Annotated in this window: 18 protein-coding genes and 1 riboswitch; of the genes, 10 read left to right on the top strand and 8 right to left on the bottom strand. The window is 36.9% G+C overall.

Features of this window, described 5'->3' with window-relative positions; genetic code table 11:
• Positions 1–142: 142 nt before the first annotated feature.
• Positions 143–2,572, bottom strand: a complete 2,430-nt coding sequence (gene parC, locus ACIQXI_RS06060; protein WP_402922580.1) for a DNA topoisomerase IV subunit A — start codon at positions 2,570–2,572, stop codon at positions 143–145.
• Complete coding sequence (parE, locus tag ACIQXI_RS06065; RefSeq protein ID WP_402922581.1) at positions 2,569–4,545, bottom strand: DNA topoisomerase IV subunit B; 1,977 nt, start codon at positions 4,543–4,545, stop codon at positions 2,569–2,571. The genes parC and parE overlap by 4 nt, the downstream gene beginning before the upstream one ends.
• Positions 4,546–5,153: 608 nt before the next feature.
• Here parE and plsY point away from each other — a divergent pair.
• From plsY to ACIQXI_RS06095, 6 genes are all read left to right on the top strand, one after another.
• Entirely contained in the window at positions 5,154–5,756 is a 603-nt protein-coding gene (gene plsY, locus ACIQXI_RS06070; RefSeq protein ID WP_402922583.1) for a glycerol-3-phosphate 1-O-acyltransferase PlsY, read from the top strand.
• Positions 5,757–5,774: 18 nt separating this feature from the next.
• The gene (locus ACIQXI_RS06075) at positions 5,775–6,065 is read left to right on the top strand and encodes a HesB/YadR/YfhF family protein (protein ID WP_402922585.1); all 291 of its coding nucleotides are present in this window, start codon (positions 5,775–5,777) and stop codon (positions 6,063–6,065) included.
• 127 nt (positions 6,066–6,192) lie between these two features.
• Positions 6,193–7,743: a spore germination protein gene (locus ACIQXI_RS06080; RefSeq protein WP_402922587.1), complete on the top strand. Its 1,551-nt coding sequence runs from the start codon at positions 6,193–6,195 to the stop codon at positions 7,741–7,743.
• Positions 7,744–7,764: 21 nt separating this feature from the next.
• Positions 7,765–8,961 carry a Ger(x)C family spore germination protein gene (locus ACIQXI_RS06085; protein ID WP_402922588.1) on the top strand — a complete coding sequence of 399 codons (1,197 nt, stop codon included), beginning with the start codon at positions 7,765–7,767 and terminating at the stop codon, positions 8,959–8,961.
• Positions 8,962–8,967: 6 nt separating this feature from the next.
• Positions 8,968–9,201 (top strand): hypothetical protein, encoded by a 234-nt coding sequence (locus tag ACIQXI_RS06090; RefSeq protein ID WP_402922590.1) that lies wholly within the window; start codon positions 8,968–8,970, stop codon positions 9,199–9,201.
• Positions 9,202–9,224: 23 nt separating this feature from the next.
• Positions 9,225–10,817 (top strand): GerAB/ArcD/ProY family transporter, encoded by a 1,593-nt coding sequence (locus ACIQXI_RS06095; protein ID WP_402922592.1) that lies wholly within the window; start codon positions 9,225–9,227, stop codon positions 10,815–10,817.
• 80 nt (positions 10,818–10,897) lie between these two features.
• Here ACIQXI_RS06095 and metA read toward each other — a convergent pair whose 3' ends face one another.
• Positions 10,898–11,833 carry a homoserine O-acetyltransferase MetA gene (gene metA / locus ACIQXI_RS06100; RefSeq protein WP_402922593.1) on the bottom strand — a complete coding sequence of 312 codons (936 nt, stop codon included), beginning with the start codon at positions 11,831–11,833 and terminating at the stop codon, positions 10,898–10,900.
• Positions 11,834–11,932: 99 nt separating this feature from the next.
• Positions 11,933–12,041, bottom strand: a riboswitch (SAM riboswitch).
• 250 nt (positions 12,042–12,291) lie between these two features.
• Between metA and ACIQXI_RS06105 the strand changes: the two genes are divergently transcribed.
• Entirely contained in the window at positions 12,292–12,663 is a 372-nt protein-coding gene (locus ACIQXI_RS06105) for a nucleotide excision repair endonuclease (RefSeq protein ID WP_402922595.1), read from the top strand.
• A gap of 90 nt (positions 12,664–12,753) precedes the next feature.
• On the opposite strand, the gene panF is transcribed toward ACIQXI_RS06105, so the two are convergent.
• The 3 genes from panF to ACIQXI_RS06120 form a co-directional block, all read right to left on the bottom strand.
• Positions 12,754–14,199, bottom strand: coding sequence for a sodium/pantothenate symporter (gene panF, locus ACIQXI_RS06110; protein ID WP_402922597.1), 1,446 nt, complete (start codon positions 14,197–14,199; stop codon positions 12,754–12,756).
• Positions 14,199–14,462 carry a YhdT family protein gene (locus tag ACIQXI_RS06115; RefSeq protein WP_402922599.1) on the bottom strand — a complete coding sequence of 88 codons (264 nt, stop codon included), beginning with the start codon at positions 14,460–14,462 and terminating at the stop codon, positions 14,199–14,201. The genes panF and ACIQXI_RS06115 overlap by 1 nt, the downstream gene beginning before the upstream one ends.
• 236 nt (positions 14,463–14,698) lie before the next feature.
• Positions 14,699–15,679, bottom strand: coding sequence for a diaminopimelate dehydrogenase (locus ACIQXI_RS06120; protein ID WP_402922601.1), 981 nt, complete (start codon positions 15,677–15,679; stop codon positions 14,699–14,701).
• Positions 15,680–15,961: 282 nt separating this feature from the next.
• On the opposite strand from ACIQXI_RS06120, the gene ACIQXI_RS06125 reads away from it, so the two are divergent.
• Positions 15,962–16,255 carry a hypothetical protein gene (locus tag ACIQXI_RS06125; RefSeq protein WP_402922603.1) on the top strand — a complete coding sequence of 98 codons (294 nt, stop codon included), beginning with the start codon at positions 15,962–15,964 and terminating at the stop codon, positions 16,253–16,255.
• On the opposite strand, the gene yeiL is transcribed toward ACIQXI_RS06125, so the two are convergent.
• Positions 16,231–16,896, bottom strand: a complete 666-nt coding sequence (yeiL, locus tag ACIQXI_RS06130) for a transcriptional regulator YeiL (protein WP_402922605.1) — start codon at positions 16,894–16,896, stop codon at positions 16,231–16,233. The two genes, ACIQXI_RS06125 and yeiL, sit on opposite strands and share 25 nt — an antisense overlap.
• A gap of 97 nt (positions 16,897–16,993) precedes the next feature.
• On the opposite strand from yeiL, the gene ACIQXI_RS06135 reads away from it, so the two are divergent.
• Positions 16,994–18,145 (top strand): MFS transporter, encoded by a 1,152-nt coding sequence (locus ACIQXI_RS06135; RefSeq protein WP_402922607.1) that lies wholly within the window; start codon positions 16,994–16,996, stop codon positions 18,143–18,145.
• 25 nt (positions 18,146–18,170) lie between these two features.
• Here ACIQXI_RS06135 and ACIQXI_RS06140 read toward each other — a convergent pair whose 3' ends face one another.
• Complete coding sequence (locus ACIQXI_RS06140) at positions 18,171–18,437, bottom strand: hypothetical protein (protein ID WP_402922608.1); 267 nt, start codon at positions 18,435–18,437, stop codon at positions 18,171–18,173.
• Between the two features lie 278 nt (positions 18,438–18,715).
• On the opposite strand from ACIQXI_RS06140, the gene ACIQXI_RS06145 reads away from it, so the two are divergent.
• A complete protein-coding gene (locus ACIQXI_RS06145; RefSeq protein WP_402922610.1) occupies positions 18,716–19,294 on the top strand; it encodes a hypothetical protein in 579 nt (192 codons plus the stop codon).
• The last annotated feature ends 75 nt before the right edge of the window (positions 19,295–19,369 follow it).

Raw genomic sequence — 19,369 nt, forward strand, 5'->3', positions numbered from 1 at the left:
CCACGAATGTATGTTCTGTAGTATATATTTGTAAAATGAATTTAAAATCAAGGCAGGAGTTAATATGCCACTTTTTCTGAACAAAGCTTTCATTTATGAAAAAAGCCCATGTTCGTTGTCAGAACATGGGCAAAATAGGTTGTTATTCTTCTTTTTTCATTTTGACTACATGCGAAATCGCACCATCAGTCGCAATATCTACTTTAAAGGAACCATTTGAATGGCGATCAGCACGAGTCAATCCTTTGACATCGATTATTTCTTGGACGCCTTTTTCAGTTTCGACTACTACTTGTTCATCATCACTAGCTTGTACAACCGCCACAATACGATGTGGATTGGCTTTTAATTCTGTTAACACTTTTAAACCACGTTTCGCGCGGCTAGCCATATCGACTTCAGCAACATTCATCTTCTTCACAGCTCCACGCTGTGTAACAATTACAACATACTCCGTATTGGCCGGGTTTAAAATCGTTACACCAACGAGCGCTTCCCCATCTTTCAGTGTAATACCTTTGACACCACCTGTTTTCACACCAGTGACTGGTAACTCTTCTATCGGGAAACGGATAGCATAGGCAGTATCAGTAATTAATAATAATTCCGCTTCGTCTGATACAATGTCCGCCATGATCATTTCATCACCAGATTTGACATTCATCGTCTTAATCGGTTTTGAATAACGTGTCACAGCATAATCAGCCAGTGGCGAGCGTTTTATTTGTCCTTCTTTTGTAGCCGTTAAAATATACGTATTTGGCTGCTCAAACGAGTCAAAACCATAGACTGCAAGTATCGTTTCGTCCTCACCTGTCGGCACAATACTGGAAATATGCTGACCAAGATCTTTCCAGCGAATATCCGGCAATTCATGGACAGGCTGATAAATATAATTTCCGCGATTTGTGAACAACAATAAATGGTGCTGGGTATTTAAATTTGCCTCATACAATAAATAATCCGAATCTTTCATGGCAATATCTTGGCCATTGGATGCTGCATGAGAACGGGTAGAAGTTCGTTTAATATAACCGTCCTTTGTAACTGTCACAACAACTTCTTCACTTGGAACGAGCACATCTAACGTAATTTTAATTTCTTCAATTTCTTGTTCGATTTTTGAACGACGTGGTTCAGAGAAACGCTTTTTAATGTCTAGTAATTCTTGTTTAATTACACGAACTAATTTCGCCTCACTATGCAAAATACCTTCTAACTTTGCAATCAATGCATTTAATTCATCTTGTTCATGACGAAGCTCTGTAATATCCGTATTTGTTAAACGGTATAATTGTAAGCTGACAATCGCCTCAGATTGCACTTCTGTAAAGTCATATTTGACCTGTAAATTCGTTTTTGCATCACGCTTATCATTGGATGAACGAATGGTTGCAATCACTTCATCTAAAATCGAAAGTGCTTTTATCAAACCATCGACAATATGTGAACGATCCTTTGCTCGTTGTAAATCATATATCGAGCGATTTGTCACCACTTCCTTTTGATGGGCTATGTAAGCATCAAGGAGCAGTGGCAATGTCATCATTGTAGGACGACGATTATGAATAGCAATCATATTAAAGTTATAGGCTACTTGTAAATCCGTAGTTTTGAATAAATAGTGTAAAATTCCTTGACCTGGTATATCCTTTTTCAGCTCAATAACGACACGTAAACCAGTACGATCTGATTCATCGCGAATTTCAGCAATACCTTCAAGGCGTTTATCGACACGTTGCTCGTCAATTTTCTTGACAAGATTCGCTTTGTTTACATCATACGGTAATTCCGTAATAACGATTTGCTCTTTGCCACCTTTTAATGGTTCAATGGCTGCCTGTGCACGGACGATAATTTTGCCACGCCCTGTTTCATAAGCCTTTTTAATGCCATCTACCCCTTGGATAATACCACCTGTTGGAAAGTCAGGGCCTTTAATTACTGTCATAAGGTCATCTACTGTAGCATTCGGTTTCTCTAGACGCATTAAGACAGCATCTAATACCTCATCAAGCGCATGTGGCGGAATATCAGTCGCATAACCAGCAGATATCCCAGTCGAGCCATTAACAAGCAAATTCGGGAAGCGAGCCGGTAAAACTGTCGGCTCCATATCCTGATCGTCAAAGTTTGGCACAAACTCCACCGTTTTTTTGCCGATATCACGTAACATTTCTGCAGCAATAGCTGACAATCTCGCTTCTGTATAACGCATCGCAGCTGGTGGGTCACCATCAACTGAGCCATTATTACCATGCATTTCAATCAGCATATGGCGCGCTTTCCAATCTTGACTCATACGCACCATTGCTTCATATACCGAGCTATCACCATGCGGATGATAGTTACCAATAACATTCCCGACTGTTTTAGCAGACTTACGGAACGGTTTGTCGTTCGTATTCCCTTCCGTATACATCGCAAATAAAATACGACGCTGTACAGGTTTAAGACCATCGCGTGCATCAGGCAACGCGCGGTCTTGAATAATATATTTACTATAGCGACCAAAACGGTCACCCATTACTTCTTCTAAAGGTAAATCTTGAAACTTTTCCGTACTACTCATGCTTGGTCCTCCTCTTGTTGGATGAATTCATTTTCTAAAATATTGGAATCATCCTCCATACCGAAGTTTACATTTGCTTCGATCCATTTACGGCGTGGCTCTACTTTATCGCCCATTAACGTCGTCACACGACGCTCAGCGCGTGCACCATCTTCAATGGTTACACGAATCAGCGTACGTGTGTCAGGATTCATCGTTGTATCCCACAATTGGTCAGCATTCATCTCACCAAGACCTTTATAGCGTTGTAGCATATAGCCTTTGCCGACCTTTTTAATGGCTTTTTGCAAGTCATTTTCGGTCCAAGCATACTCAATAACTTCTTTTTTACCAGTACCCCTAGATACTTTATAAAGTGGTGGCAAGGCAATAAATACTTTGCCAGCCTCAATTAACGGGCGCATATAACGATAGAAGAACGTTAATAGCAGCACTTGAATATGTGCACCGTCCGTATCCGCATCGGTCATAATAACGACTTTATCGTATGCAGAATCTTCTACTGAGAAATCCGCTCCAACACCAGCACCAATCGCATGTATAATCGTAGAAATTTCTTCGTTTTTCATAATATCTTGGAGCTTTGCTTTTTCAGTATTAATAACTTTACCGCGCAACGGTAAAATCGCCTGGAATGTTCGATCTCGCCCTTGTTTGGCTGAACCGCCGGCAGAATCACCTTCGACTAAATATAGCTCGTTTTTCGCAGCATTACGAGATTGCGCAGGTGTTAGTTTTCCTGAAAGAATCGTACTACCTTTTTTATTTTTCTTGCCGTTTCGAGCATCCTCACGCGCTTTTCGTGCCGCTTCACGAACTTGTTGTGCACGAATAGCTTTACGTACAAGTGAAGCGGATAACTCAGCGTTCTCTTCTAATACATATAAAATTTGCTCGGATACTACGCTATCCACTGCTGAACGCGCTTCACTCGTACCTAACTTTCCTTTCGTTTGACCTTCAAACTGGAGTAAATGTTCAGGAATACGCACAGAGACAATCGCTGCTAAACCTTCACGAATATCTGTCCCTTCCAGGTTTTTATCTTTATCTTTCAGTAATCCAATTTTACGTGCATATTCATTAAACACGCGTGTTAAGGCAGCTTTTGCACCAGTTTCATGCGTACCACCATCACGCGTACGAACATTGTTAACGAACGATAAAATCGTTTCTGAATAGCCGTCATTGAATTGAAAGGCAAATTCAACCTCGATATCGTCTTGCTCACCCTCTACATATTTCACTGGATGAAGGACATCTTTTTCCTCATTCAAATACGCAACGAAAGCTTCAATGCCGTTTTCATAAAAGAAAACATCACCTTTGCCTTCCTCGCGTTGATCAATTAACTCAATTTTTAAGCCTTTTAATAAAAATGCAGACTCCCGTAAGCGTTCTGCTAGCGTATCATAATTAAATTTTGTAACGGAGAAAATCGTGTCATCTGGTAGGAAGTGGACAAGTGTTCCTGTTTGTTTTGTTTGACCGATTTCTTCAAGTGTTGTTACAGGGTGCCCGCCGTTTTCAAATCGCTGCTTATATTTTTTTCCGTCCCGATGAATCGTAACTTCTAAAAATGTTGATAAAGCATTAACGACTGAAGAACCAACACCGTGTAAGCCACCACTTGTTTTATAGCCACCTTGTCCAAATTTACCACCTGCATGTAATACTGTGAAAATAATTTCAGGGGTTGGTTTGCCCATTTTATGCATACCAGTTGGCATTCCACGTCCAAAGTCTCGAACGCTTAAGCTTTGATCTTTATGAATCGTGACGATGATATGAGAACCAAAGCCAGCAAGTGCTTCATCCACCGCATTATCTACGATTTCATATACAAGGTGATGAAGTCCTCTGCCATCTGTGGAACCGATATACATGCCGGGTCGCTTTCGCACCGCTTCTAATCCTTCTAATACTTGAATTGCGTCATCATTATAAACGCTAGGTGACTGTTTATTCGCCAAAAGATTCCCCTCCAAAAAACAAACGCATGTTCTGATTACGTTCTCATCCTAATAATAATAGCATTTCCTGTCAATAGCTAGTGACAGATTTATATATTTTTTCATTATGTCTCGACGGCTTTTCTCAATGATTGTTGTCCATAGTCGTGTAATACAGTCTGTTGACTATCCGAATAATGGATGAAAACCGTCGGAAGCGCTATCTTCATTCAGCCAGCAAAGTCGCCGACAAAACACTAATAATCAGCATACCACATGTGATTGGTAGGCGTTTTCTGTTGAATGATGATTTTTTATCGTTTCACATAGAAATTAAAGATAGACTTCTATTCTACCAAAGGAACGTGTGATTGACAAAATTGCCATTTTACCTATATTTTAAGAAAGCGCTTAGGTATTGATGCTATACTAGTACTGAATAACCTAACATAAGCTATTGTTAGCCTGTGACTTTTGAAATCATAAAGTAAAATTTTCCTTTTGTATTGAATTCAAGGCCTATGATGAAATCTCCTTCATACCATTGTAGATTAAAGAGAAAAAGTGTAAAATACTTGATACAAACTATTAGTACCAAGTGATATTATTTGGATGAAAGGAGTCCACCGATGTTAAACGGACTTATTATTTTATGTGCCTATCTTATCGGCTCTATACCTTCTGGGTTATGGATCGGCAAAATATTTTACAAAACAGATATTCGTGAGCATGGAAGCGGCAATTTAGGAGCTACCAATACTTTCCGGACTTTAGGAAAAAAAGCAGGATTAGTTGTGACAATAATGGACATTTTAAAAGGAACAGCTGCTGTGCTTTTAGTAACATTACCTGTCTTTTCTGATGCCTCAATCCATGGACTTATTTTAGGACTTGTTGCGGTCATTGGCCACATGTTCCCAATCTTTGCAAGTTTTCGTGGTGGCAAAGCTGTTGCCACATCAGCTGGTGTCTTATTAGGCTATTCTTGGCCACTATTCATCTTACTATTCATCGCCTTTATCGTAACGTTGAAGCTTACGAAAATTGTTAGCCTGACTTCGATGATTGCTGCGCTAGTTGCATTAATTTATTCGATAATCTACTTTTTTGTGACAGGCGATTTCGCTTTAGCTATATTAGTAGCATTTTTATTTATCTTTATTGTTTATCGTCACCGAGCAAATATTACACGCATTAAAAACGGCACTGAACCAAAAGTGAAATGGCTATAACATAGAAGGAGTTGGCGTATGAATATCTCACTTACAGACGAAGCGCTTCAATGGTTTAAAAATGAAATGGAAGTCGAAACAGGCGATACAATTCGCTTTTATGCTCGATATGGTGGTTCGAGTCCTTTTCATGAAGGTTTTTCTCTGGGCATGACACGTGAAGAACCACTCGAAATAGGCGTTCATACTGAAGCAGATGGTGTGACATATTATATCGAAGATAAAGATTTATGGTTTTTTAACGATTATAACTTACACGTTGACGTTGATGCACAACTTTACGAATTAAAATATGACTATGTTAAATAATGCAGTGTTTCCTTTCAGTAAATTGAAAGGAAACACTGTTTTTCTTTTGTTGTAATTAGTTGGTTTAGCTCTCCTTAAAATTGACTATCCTCATACTAGTTAATCTAGACATCGAGGAGGAGAAACAATGCCCAATTCAACAGACAATAATACCTCCCAACAGCAGCAGCCAACGACAAATTTACTGCACACATCTCTTGCTGAAAATATTTTTACAATTAAAGAAACGCTTGGTCATAGTAATGATGTGATACTGCGGGAGATTACCCTCGACAAACTCAATAATGAATCGATTGCTTTAATTAACATTGATGGTATATCAGATAAAACGGTTATTACCGATATTTTAGAGAATTTAATGCTCGACATTGACAATGAACCGGATCATAAAATTGATGACCTCAATGTCTATATAAAAAAGCAATGCTTAGCGGTAGGCGATGTTCAAGATGTTTTAGATTTCACGGTTCTATACAACGTTGTGCTTAATGGTGATACCGTTATTTTACTAGATGGACAATCCAAAGCAATTGCTACAAGCACAAAAAGCGCTAAAGATAGAGCCGTTACAGAGCCTCAAACAGAATCAGTAATAAGAGGACCAAGGGAATCCTTTACGGAAACATTACGTACGAATACGGCATTGATTCGTCGAAAAATTAAAAGTCCTGACCTGTGGATTAAATCTCGGGTTATTGGCGATGTAACCCAAACTGATGTAGCGGTTATGTATATAAACGGCATTGCGAATGACAAAATTGTCCAAGAGGTTCTTGACCGTTTAGATCAAATTAAAATTGATGGCATATTAGAAACTGGCTATTTAGAAGATTATATTCAAGACTCTAAATTTTCCTTGTTTCCCATGATCTATAATACGGAGCGCCCTGATGTGATTGCAGCAGAGTTATTAGAAGGCAAAATTGCAATATTGGTGGATGGCACTCCGCTAGTTTTAACCGTTCCAGTGATTTTTTCATCCTTTTTACAAGCAGCAGAAGATTATTATCAAAATTGGATTATCAGTTCACTAATCCGCCTTTTACGTTATTTTGGTATCACGCTTGCCTTATTAATGCCTTCTCTTTATGTTGCTATTACGACTTTCCATCAGGAAATGCTGCCAACAGCCATGCTTATTAGTATTGCTTCCCAGCGAGAAGGAGTACCCTTCCCTGCCGTTGTGGAAGCGTTATTAATGGAGATTGCGTTTGAAATATTGCGAGAAGCAGGTTTACGAATGCCAAGAACGATTGGGCCTGCCGTATCGATTGTCGGTACATTAGTCATTGGCCAAGCGGCTGTGGAAGCGGGTGTTGTTTCAGCCGTTATGGTTATTATTGTGGCACTAACAGCCATTTGTAGCTTTTTATTCCCTTCCTATGGCTTGTCGAATACGATTCGTGTACTGCGCTTCCCTTTAATGATTTTCGCAGCAGTATTTGGTTTATTTGGCGTGATGTTTGGCATTATGATTATCCTTCTACACTTATGTAGTTTACGTTCTTTCGGCGTTCCATATATGAGTCCATTTGGGCCAATTATTTTAAAAGATCAAAAAGATGCAATGGTTTTGTTCCCACGTAGATATTTATTTACAAGACCGCGTCTAATTAGTCAAAAAAATAATGTGAGAGCCCAACAATATCAGGTTCATACAAAAAGAAATAACCAATAATGAGCAAATGAGGAATAGTTCATGTCAAAACCAAAGACAATGTTGTTATTCTTAGCCCTCACTTTATTATTAAGTGGTTGCTGGAGTAAACGTGAGCTAAATGAATTAGGAATCGTCGTAGCACTCGGCATAGATAAAGTAGACGATTCCTATGAAATATCAATCCAAGTTGTTGATCCGAGCGAAATTTCCTCGAAGCAACCATCTAGTGGGCGAGCCCCTGTTGTCACTTATCATGCGAAAGGTAGCAGTGTTTTTGAAGCTATTAGAAGAATGACAACATTAACACCGAGGAAGCCTTATTTTTCACATCTACAAATCGTTGTAATTGGTGAAGAGTTAGCCAAAGAAGGATTAAACGAACCACTTGACTTTATAGCTAGAGATCATGAATTTAGAAATGATTTTGATGTCATTGTTTCTCATGAGGCTACAGCAAAAGAAGTCCTAAACGTCTTAACCCCGATAGAAAAAATGCCGGCTAATAAATTATTAAATTCAATCAAGGTATCCGAAAAATCATTTGGTTCCACATTATCTGTCAGTACCGATGAGTTGCTGAATACTCTAAGTGGACAGGAAAAAAGTGCGGTATTATCTGCAATAGAAATACAGGGAGATAAGAAATTAGGAATAGATCAAACCAATGTCGAAAGAATTACAACACCCGTTATTTTAAAATACGCTGGAATTGCTGTCTTTAAAGATGATAAATTGGTAGGCATTTTATCTGAAGAAGATAGTATTTACTATAATTATTTGAATAATAAAATTGAAAGTACGGTAGAAGTACTCGCTTGCCCTAAAGGAGGCGATCTATCAACAGAAATTACAAAATCGTCCTCTAAAATAAAAGGGACTTTTAAAAATAGTCAACCTAAAATTAAGATAACAATAGATATTACACAAAATATCGGCGAAGTGAATTGTGACATGAATTTAACAGCTGACAACGCCATTCAAAAAATTAATAAAAAGACGGAAGAAAAAATTAAAGAACAAACGGAAAAAACATTAAAAATTATTCAACAAGATTATCAGCTCGATATTTTAGGATTTGGTGAAGCACTCCATCGTGCAGATCCGCAAAAATGGAAAAAAATGAAAAAAGAATGGTCAACAATCTATCCAGATGTAACCGTCAACATCGAAGTGCATGTAACGACTCAAGGATTAGGAACGATACAAAATTCATTATTGTATAAATCAAAGGAGTAATTCTCGATGTTTATTTCCCTTACTATCATCATTGTTACTTTCATCATTGCTTATATAGTCATTCCCCCTTTGAAGAAAAAGGGCGAAAAAAAAACGATAGTCGTTTTTTCATTAATACTGACAATAGGAGCGGTATTAAATATTGCGATTGGCTTAAAGAAGAATATCCCTAGCCCATTAGATTTCATTACATTTATTTTTACACCTATTAGAAACTTTTTACTTTCACTTTTACAATAATTGAACAGAAAGGGTAGTGTACGATGGAAAAACAGATAATTAGCTCTAGACAATTTACAATCATTACCCTTCTGTATTCAATTGGAACGGCCATTTTAATTGTACCTGCGAGTATTACAAAGGCACTTCATCAAGATGCGTGGATTGGTGCAACACTTGGTGTACTTTTAAGCTTATTATTAGTTAAGCTCTTTATAACTTTAGGAAATCAAACGCCCGATAAATCATTTATCGAAGCTAACAATAAAATTTTTGGTAAATACTTTGGTACACTTACCTCACTAGGTTTTCTATCTTTAACCTTTTTTTCAGCGAGTGAATTATTATACTTTATCGGTAGTTTTATGCAAACAGAAATTATGCCGGAGACACCAACTTTATCCTTTGCTGTTTTATTTACGATTATTATTGTCTTTGCCTCGTATTTAGGCATTGAAGTATTTGCACGCTCTGCGGAACTACTATTTCCGATATTTATGTTCATTTTCATTGTATTTATGATTTGTATTTCACCACAAATTAATATAGAAAACATTCAACCTATTTTTGAAACAAAGACAAAACCATTATTAATTAGCACATTAACTTTTATGAGTATTTTTTCATTTCCACTTGTCGTCTTACTCATGTTTTTTCCTTCAAGTGTCAATGTTATCAAATCAGCACAAAAAGGCTTTTATATTGGTACCATAATTGGAGGGGGCGTATTAATCATTATTATCGCCTTATCAACACTTGTGATTGGGCCAACGAATACTTCCATTGAAACATTTCCTAGCTATGCACTAGCACAAAGAATTTCTATCGGTAATTTTTTTGAGCGTATCGAAATTATTATGGCTATCATGTGGATTATATCTATTTATATCCGAACATTTATCTATTTTTATGCCACTGTCATTGGGTTAGGACACGTACTCAAAATTAAAGACTCTCGCCCATTTATATTACCATTAGGCATGTGTATGATTGCACTAGCACAAATCGCCCATCCAAATATCGTTCACTCTAATAATTATAATCAAAAAATTTGGCCATTGTATTCTGCTGTCTTCACTGTTTTACTAGCTATATTACTTCTAATTGTCGCTAAAATACGCAACATAAAAAATGCTCAAAATCAGCAAAATACATCAAGTAATTCACAAGAAGCGAAAGTGCAGATAAAACCGCAAGAACCTAAAGAACAGGCTATCCCCGAGGAACCTAAAGAACAAGCTACACCCGAGGAACCTAAAGAACAAACTAAACCTGAGGAACCTAAAGAACAGGCTACACCCGAGGAACCTAAAGAACAAACTACACCTGAGGTACCTAAAGAACAAACTACACCTGAGGTACCTAAAGAACAGGCTACACCTGAGGTACCTAAAGAACAACCTACACCTGAGGAACCTAAAGAACAAACTACACCTGAGGTACCTAAAGAACAAACTACACCTGAGGTACCTAAAGAACAACCTACACCTGAGGAACCTAAAGAACAGGCTACACCCGAGGAACCTAAAGAACAGGCTAAACCCGAGGAACCTAAAAAACAGGCTAAACCCGAGGAACCTAAAGAACAAACTACACCTGAAAAAACAAACAATCCTAAGACAACAGACTTGCAATAAGTTAAAAATAAAGACTCCGGTTTCTCAAATAACGCTTGAGAAACTGGAGTCTTTTTTACTATATTAAAAATCGTGCCATCTTAAATATGATATTCGATTTCGTCTACAAAATCCCATTCATATGGCGTTTCTTGGTACACATAGTAGTTAAGCCAATTCGAAAATAATAAATGGGTATGTGCGCGCCAGGTATTAATCGGCTCTTTTGTAGGGTCATCATTCGGGAAATAGTTAACTGGCACCGCAATATCAATCCCTTTTGCTACATCACGACCATATTCATCAGCTAAAGTTGTTGCATCATATTCTAGGTGACCCGTAATCATAATGTTCTTATTATCCTTTGACTGAACAATAAATACGCCAGCATCTTCTGAGTAGGATAATAATCGCAATGCAGGGTGATTGCGTACTTCGTCGATTGAAACCGATGTATAGCGCGAATGTGGTGCTGTAAATAAATCACTAAAGCCGCGAACAAGATCAACCGTTAAATCTGTAATTACATGTGAATATACACCAGAACATTTTTCTGGTAATTCAAATTTGCCAATACCATAATGATGATATAATGCAGCTTGCGCACCCCAACAAATATGCAAGACAGATGTAACATTTTTCGCAGACCAATCCATTATTTCCGAAATTTCTTCCCAATAATTCACTTCTTCAAATGCCATTTTTTCTACAGGTGCACCTGTAATAATCATCCCATCAAAGCGACGATGGCGAATTTCTTTAAATGTCGAATAAAATAGCTGTAAATGTGATTTACTCACATTTTTTGATTCATGTGTCGCTGTATTTAAAAAAGTAATATTTACTTGTAACGGGGTATTCCCCAGCAATCGTAGCAGTTGTAACTCTGTTTTTTCTTTTTCAGGCATTAAATTAAAAATTAAAATGTTTAATGGACGAATTTGTTGTGTTTTTGCACGGTCTTCCTCCATTACGAATATTTTTTCCTCGCGTAAATGTTCTCCAGCTGGTAAGTTTTTCGGAATATTAATTGGCATGTTGTATTCCCCTTTTCTTTAATTTATCTCTCTATGTAAAATTAAAAAATCCCCCTCATTCCATAAGAGCAAGAATGAGAAGGATTATTATCACGTTCACTCTTATCTCTCAAAGGAAAATCCTTTGGTGGAATTAGCACCTTTCTAACAATGTTAGAGGTTGCTGAAGCGTCATAGGGCCAAATCCCTCAGCTTCTCTTGATAAGATTATTCAATTAAACAGAATTGTATCATGAACAATTAAGAATTTCAATAATACATAGAATATTTTGTGATTAAATGAATGAAAGCCTATTACTTGTTGAACACTAGTATAACTTTATTACTTCATATCGTTTATTTTATGCCTTATAATAAAAAGCATAGAAGCAAAATAATGAAACAATTAAATCTTAATGGTAATCATGAAGGTATTATGTTAACATATACCTTTAGTAACAGAGAGGAACGTGAGTATTTTGATTAAAATTGAACTCCCAAAACCAGACTTAGTAATTCGCCAACGCGAGCAAGTATTAAAACCAGGGGATGTAGAAATTCCACCTTTCCATGGTTTTATTGATTTCCATAAAATCACGCGTGAAAAAGGCGGTATTTTCTTATTCTACAACGAAAAAAATGAACTTTTATTTGTAGGGAAAGCTCGTAAAATCCGTCAACGTATTAAAAAGCATTTTGAAGATAATGTATCACCGATGAAAAAATACCGTGATGAAATTTTCAAAATTGAAGTGTACGAAATTGATGATCCAATGGAACGTGAAATTTACGAAACATATGCGATTAACACATTCCGTGCAAAATATAATCTTGATAAAGTATTTTATTAAAATGAACGCCGTTAGCATATAACTTGCTAGCGGTTTTTTTTATTTAAAGAAAAACACCCCGAGTGTTGTATCACTCAAGGTGCTTAGCATTTAGATAAATAAATCTTCATCCTTAAATTTATTGGCCGTTAATAAACTGACGATAACAAAGATTACTAAGGATGCTATGATCGGTATTGTCACCGTATGCATGCCAAAGATTGTTGGATAAAAGCGATCAATGATAATGTAGAATGTCATGCCTGTTATCATAGACGCAATTGCACCGTATTTATTAGCCTTTTTCCAATACAAACCTAGGACGACTGACCAAATAAAGACCGCTTCTAGACCACCAAAGGCAAATAAATTAAGCCAAACTAATAAATCTGGTGGATTTAACGCAAAAACAACAACAGCCAAGCCAATTACTGTCGTGACAATAAAGCTAGCACGTTTAATTTCTCCGTCATTAGCCGTTGGTTTCACGTAATTTAAATAAATATCCTTCACGACTGTTGAACTAACTAACATAAGTAATGCATTTACCGTTGACATTGTCGCTGCCATTGGTGCTGCTAGTACAATGCCTGCTAAAAATGGCGGTAAAACTTTTAGTGTTAAGAGCGGCATCACTTTATCGCCAATTTCGATACCAGGAATTACTGGACGGGCTAGCACACCAATCAAATGCATGCCGAACATAATCGTCCCTATAGCAATGGTGCCAATTATTATGGCTAAATGCATACTTTTAGAATCTTTATAGCTCATCGCACGAACGGCTATTTGTGGAAGCCCAACGACACCAACCCCAATTAAAATCCAAAATGTAGAGACATATAAAGGTGTTAATTCACCCTCTGCACCAAATGGCGTCACTAATTTTGGATTTTCTGCAACAAGGGATGTCATAATTTGATCAATTCCCCCACCTGCAACGATTGTCCCAATGAGTAATATAACCGTTCCAATAACCATTATGGAACCTTGTACTGTGTCGGTTAATGCCACCGCTCGGAAGCCACCGATAATGACATAAATTAATACCGAAGCAGCAAATATAAAGAGTGCCACTGTATAATTTAAACCTGTTAACGATTCAATTAAGCGTGCTCCCCCGACCCACTGTGCCATCATTGCAGAAAATAAAAAGACAATAATACTAATGGCAGCTAAAATTACAATAACATGACTTTTATAGCGCTCACGTAAAAAATCAATTAATGTAATTGCTTGATAACGGCGAGCAATAATGGCAAATTTCTTGCCTAAAATCATTAACACAAAGTAACCTGCCGGTAGTTGCGCCATTGCTAATAGCACCCAGCCAAGCCCTTTGTTATAAGCGACACCTGGACCTCCAATAAAGCTACTTGCACTCCCGTATGTAGCAATCATCGTCATCGCTAGAATAAAGCCGCCCATTTCACGACCACCAAGAAAATATTCCTGTAAAAATGAATTTGATGAACGGACATGCTTATTGGCCCAAATACCAATACCAAAAATAATAATTAGAAATAATAGGAGCGGAAAAATGACTTGCCAATGCATTATTCATCCACCTCCTCTTCCTCAAATGGTACCTCTTTGAAAAAGAACTTCAGGACGAGCCAGATTAATACAATCATAAATCCAGTTCCACCGATACAACTATAGAAAAACCAAGCTGGGAAGCCTAAAATATACGTATATTTTGATGGATCCCCCGAGCCTAAGCCATATGCAAAGCCGTACCAAATAGCAAAGTTAACTATAACAAGTCCAATGCCAATGAGCGCCTCTCGATGCGCAATTTTAAAGCGTTGATCTTTCAAAATAGAATCCCCCTAACCTACTCTATTTTACTGTTATGTGGGGATTATGGGAAGTGTCGTGAAAAAATTGGTAGCTTTTGTAGCACATTTGATGATTTTACTGGCGATTTTACTATCTCTCGTGGCGACTTCACTATTTTTTGTGTCGATGCCACCCTCGTGTGTGGCGCTTTCTCAACCCCTTCTATAAATAAAAACCCGATTATCATCTTAGATAACCGGGTTTTGCTTTTTAATTATAATAAATCTTTACGTAATTGCGCAGCAGATTTTGGAGATAACAGACCGAATGGAATATCCAATACTGTTTTTGCTCCTTTATCGCCCGCTTGACTTAAACGATGTGCTGCACGAGCATAAGCTACCAGTACACTTGACGTAAAGTTTGGATTACTTTCAAGTTTTAAAGAGAATTCTAGAATTTGTTTATCGTCAGCACCACTTTCTCCACTGCGAATAACAAAACCACCGTGTGGCATACCTGTATGATTAGCATTAAATTCTTCTTCAGAGATAAAGTTTACTGTTGTGTTATACTCATCAAAGTAATTTGGCATTGTCACAATTTCTTGCTCTACTTTCGCTGCATCTGCACCAGCTTCAAGTACTACCCAACATTCACGTGCATGTTTTTCACGTGTCGTAAGCTCTGGATTTTCACCATTGCGAACACGCTCCACAGCATCTTTAATTGGTAATGTATATTGTACTGCATTTTTAACGCCATCAATACGACGAACTGCATCTGAGTGACCTTGACTTAAGCCGTCACCCCAAAATGTGTATGTTGTACCTACTGGTAATACAGCTTCACCTAAAACACGATTTAATGAAAATAAACCTGGATCCCAACCTACTGAAATCACAGATACTTTACCAGATTTTTGTGCTGCAGCGTCAACCGCTTCGAAAAATTCTGGAATTTTCGCATGCGTATCAAAACTGTCAATTGTATTAAACCATTGCGCAAAATGTGGTCCTTGTTCTGGTAAATCCGTTGCAGAACCTCCACATAAAATCATTACATCAATGTCGTCTTGGAATTTTTCAGCATCATCTACTAAATATACGCTTGCGTTACTTGCAACGCTCACTGTTGAAGGATCACGACGTGTGAAAACTGCTACTAATTCCATGTCTGGATTTTGCGAAATAGCAAATTCAACACCGCGCCCTAAATTTCCATAACCGACAATACCTACTCGAATTGCACTCATTAAAATTCCTCCTCATATTAACGTAACAATGTGAATACTTTCACGTTAAATCTAATTACAATAATACTTTGAGTTAGAAAAATTCACAATAGTTTGAGTACGTATTTTTGCCAAGAAATTATACAAGTTTGCTATGATTTCAATACTATAATGGCATGAATACGGTTACAATTTTCTAAAAATGGCTTAGAACTATTAAGTTTTCGTAAAAGCGCGGAAAATGAAGACTTTTTTGTCTATAGGTCTTGTACAATATCTATAACAATAAAGGGGGCATGTCGAGTGAAAAATCATTGTTATTCACTATGTAAAACAGTCGTTTTGGTAAATCCCAAAGATAACGGAATTTTTATTAATAAGCGAATTCTAACTGAGGCGAACAAGCACCTTGGTAATGAACGAGCAAGGGAAAAAATACCTGGACCTACCAATATGCCTTTATCAAACCCAATAAATGACCGTGATATGAACGAAGCACTTACCTATTACCATAGTGAGAAGCAAATCGCTCGCTGGTTGATTAAAAAAAGTGAGTACAATGAAAGTACGATTTATAGAATTTCTTGCGCTAATTGAGAAAGCCGTTTTTCATCGACAATATGATAGCCATTTTTTCGTTTTTCTAAAATATTATCCTCACAAAATTGAGCAAGCACATATAACAAATGACGATACGATACACCTAAGTACTCACAAATTTCCGTATGTTTTTCTTTATAAACACCTTTGTCAGAGGATAGCTGAATAAAAGCCGCCAATCGATTTTCAAGTGGATAAGCCTGATTTTGCGTGTATTTTGATGTCATCTTGGAAGCTTTCTCCCCTAAAAATACACATAGTCGACGTAAAAATGCTGCATCGGCTAACAACATTTCTTTACATCCTTGCGTGGCAATTGATAAACAAATGGTTTCTGTTACGGTTTGAATCCCCTTTGTATATCTCGCCTCATTGAGTAATTCAATTTCCCCCATAAAGCATGGTGCCTGTATATATTCAATTAAGGAAACCTTACCATTTTTATGCGTCATATACAGTTTTGCTCTGCCCTCCATCATATAGTACATCCGATCTGGAAAAGAGCCTTCCTTAAAAATCCATTCTCCCTTGTCAAATTTACATATTTCAATAAATGGATGAATGTCAAAAGAAAAGAAATCATCAATTTGAAAGTTTTCTATATAGTAAGATCGTTCTTCACCTGTAAGTTTTTGCATTTTTATTGAACTCCTCTTCAAAATATGAGATATCTCACATTATTGTAGCGAGGAACATGCTATTATTCAACATAGTTAAATGGAGGTACCAATTTTTATGAATAATCAACGATGGCTTTCTCAAAATTTCTTTGCATTTTTCTTTACATGGGGTATTTTCTTACCATATTGGACAGGTTGGTTAGTCGATGCAAAGCATATAACTGTGTCTCAAGCGAGTGTCGTAATGGGCTGTGGACTTTTAGCTCGTGCAACGTCCAATCTATTTCTCTTTCCGCTCCTAGCAAAATACGTACACAATAAACGCCTTACGACCATTTTAGCACTTGGCGCATTGCTGACAGCTTTACTTTACATGCCGAGTTCTAGTTTTTCTGCGCTTCTTATTGTGACGATTTTATTCAGTGTTTTTTATCCAGCCTTATTGCCTGCAGTGGAAAGTAGTGCCGCAACGCTTGTCCAACATGGCAACGTCCATTACGGTAAAAGTCGCTCATACGGATCATTTGGCTTTGTAATCGCGGTACTCATTATTAGTATGTTAACAGGGGTGTTTGGGAAGGATATTATTTTTTGGAGTATGATTGTAGGCATTATTGGTATGTTATTAATGCAACAAATGGCTACCCCAAAAGAGTTACTGATTGTGCCAACGAAAGAACAACGAGCGAAGTCGCTTTCGATGAAATCATTATGGGCAATTAAAGGTTTTCCGATTGTGCTATTTATCGTTATTTTATTACAAGGTGCACATGCTTCCTATTATAGCTATGGCTATATTTATTTAGAGGATTTACAAGTCGATCCATTTTATATGGGCATGATTATTAACATTGCGGTCATTTGTGAAATATTATATTTCATGAAGGCTGATACACTGTTTACGAAATGGCGCTCTTCTTCACTCTTATTGTTAGCAGCTAGTGGCTCGTCATTACGATGGCTGTTAATTTTCCTGTTTCCAAACGTTTGGGTTTTTATTGTATCCCAAGTATTACATGCCCTATCATTTGCCCTTGCACACTATGCCTTTATCGGCTATTTAACGAAAAACTTACCTAAAGAGCAAATACCCAATGCACAAGGCATATATTCAGCACTGGCAATGGGTTTAAGTACCGCTATTCTTACATTTTTAGGCGGTTATTTGTATGAAATTTCCCCTGGTCTAGCCTTTGCAGCCATGCTGATTTGTACCGTGCCGGCTATCGGTATATTGCTAGCTACTCGAAATAGATTTCAGTATTAATATTAGTAAAACCCCAATGGTTTGATTACCATTGGGGTTTTGTTAAACTATGTACACTATTTTTCATTGATTTTATGCAAAGTAACCCTCTAACCAATAAAAGAATACCTAAGATAAAGAAAACGATACAGAAAAGAAATAATACATAGCCACAATCAAAAAAAGAGTTATAGAAAGCTTCCTGACCTACATACGTTAAATTTGAGACACTGATAGCCGTAACAATATACTGAGTTGAAACTAAAATAGCTGCAATAATTAAAAACAGGCAACCTACAATTTTGTCTCCCATAGTATCCTCCCTTTCAATGTTTAGAAAAGTGTATATTATTTTTTAAAATATAATGTACACAAAATATTCAAAAAAAGAAGTTGAAATTACTCTAATTTTTCTTAAAATTATTTATATATTAATCAATTTAAAGGGAGGAATAAATATGTAATCTAACCTTTTAACCTCTTACTAGTTTTCAATTTTTTTGTCGTTTACTTTATCGCCCCAACTAGTCATATGCCCACACAACTATTTTACAGGAAAAAATATCTTAATGAAGGGAGAAGACGGATAGTATGTTTGCGAAAAAAAAGTCTCTTGTAACGATTGTTTCAATGTCTTTACTTTCTAATTTAGTTATTATGCCATATAACCCTAGTGAAGCTAAAGCGATGGAAAATAAAACGATTGAAGATGCTACTGACAATACTATATTTTCTGAAAAACAGCTTGAAGAAGTTCAAATAATAGCAGATCATATATCCTTTGAGAGAAAAAATGGTGTTGGTGTTTTTACACTTTCTAATATCGCAGAGATGGAGATAAAATTACAAAACATTCATTCTATCATTACTTCTAATGAAATAAGTTCTGCAATAGCCGACATAAATATTAAATTAGCAGAAGAAGACGGAAATGGTGAAATGACAGATTTACTAGTTAAATCTAGAAACCTTATTCAATATGGAACCGAGACCGCACCACGTATCGTTAAAAGATCATGTAGTAAATGGTTAGGTGGCTTAGGTCTTGCTCATGTCGCAGCTACTTCAGGAGCAGGTGTATTATTAGGTATTTCAGGACCAGTAGGATGGACAGTTGGGACTGGTATTGCTGCGGCTTACTATTTAGGTTCACTGGCATGCCCAAACTAAATTCTTTCTATAAAAAACACCAAATTTCCGTTAATTTCTCAACTATTTTTATCTTTACATGTTTAACCTTGTATC

Origin of the sequence: Lysinibacillus sp. NPDC097195 (assembly GCF_044762075.1) — a bacterium.
Classification (GTDB): Bacteria; Bacillota; Bacilli; order Bacillales_A; family Planococcaceae; genus Lysinibacillus.

Excerpts from the sequence above, each read along its gene's own strand:
- panF (WP_402922597.1), bottom strand. The coding sequence starts at position 14,199 with ATGCATTGGCAAGTCATTTTTCCGCTCCTATTATTTCTAATTATTATT.
- yeiL (WP_402922605.1), bottom strand. The coding sequence starts at position 16,896 with ATGCAAAAACTTACAGGTGAAGAACGATCTTACTATATAGAAAACTTT.
- ACIQXI_RS06140 (WP_402922608.1), bottom strand. The coding sequence starts at position 18,437 with ATGGGAGACAAAATTGTAGGTTGCCTGTTTTTAATTATTGCAGCTATT.
- ACIQXI_RS06080 (WP_402922587.1), top strand. The coding sequence starts at position 6,193 with ATGCCCAATTCAACAGACAATAATACCTCCCAACAGCAGCAGCCAACG.
- ACIQXI_RS06095 (WP_402922592.1), top strand. The coding sequence starts at position 9,225 with ATGGAAAAACAGATAATTAGCTCTAGACAATTTACAATCATTACCCTT.
- ACIQXI_RS06120 (WP_402922601.1), bottom strand. The coding sequence starts at position 15,679 with ATGAGTGCAATTCGAGTAGGTATTGTCGGTTATGGAAATTTAGGGCGC.
- ACIQXI_RS06090 (WP_402922590.1), top strand. The coding sequence starts at position 8,968 with ATGTTTATTTCCCTTACTATCATCATTGTTACTTTCATCATTGCTTAT.
- ACIQXI_RS06135 (WP_402922607.1), top strand. The coding sequence starts at position 16,994 with ATGAATAATCAACGATGGCTTTCTCAAAATTTCTTTGCATTTTTCTTT.
- plsY (WP_402922583.1), top strand. The coding sequence starts at position 5,154 with ATGTTAAACGGACTTATTATTTTATGTGCCTATCTTATCGGCTCTATA.
- ACIQXI_RS06145 (WP_402922610.1), top strand. The coding sequence starts at position 18,716 with ATGTTTGCGAAAAAAAAGTCTCTTGTAACGATTGTTTCAATGTCTTTA.
- parC (WP_402922580.1), bottom strand. The coding sequence starts at position 2,572 with ATGAGTAGTACGGAAAAGTTTCAAGATTTACCTTTAGAAGAAGTAATG.
- ACIQXI_RS06085 (WP_402922588.1), top strand. The coding sequence starts at position 7,765 with ATGTCAAAACCAAAGACAATGTTGTTATTCTTAGCCCTCACTTTATTA.
- metA (WP_402922593.1), bottom strand. The coding sequence starts at position 11,833 with ATGCCAATTAATATTCCGAAAAACTTACCAGCTGGAGAACATTTACGC.
- ACIQXI_RS06075 (WP_402922585.1), top strand. The coding sequence starts at position 5,775 with ATGAATATCTCACTTACAGACGAAGCGCTTCAATGGTTTAAAAATGAA.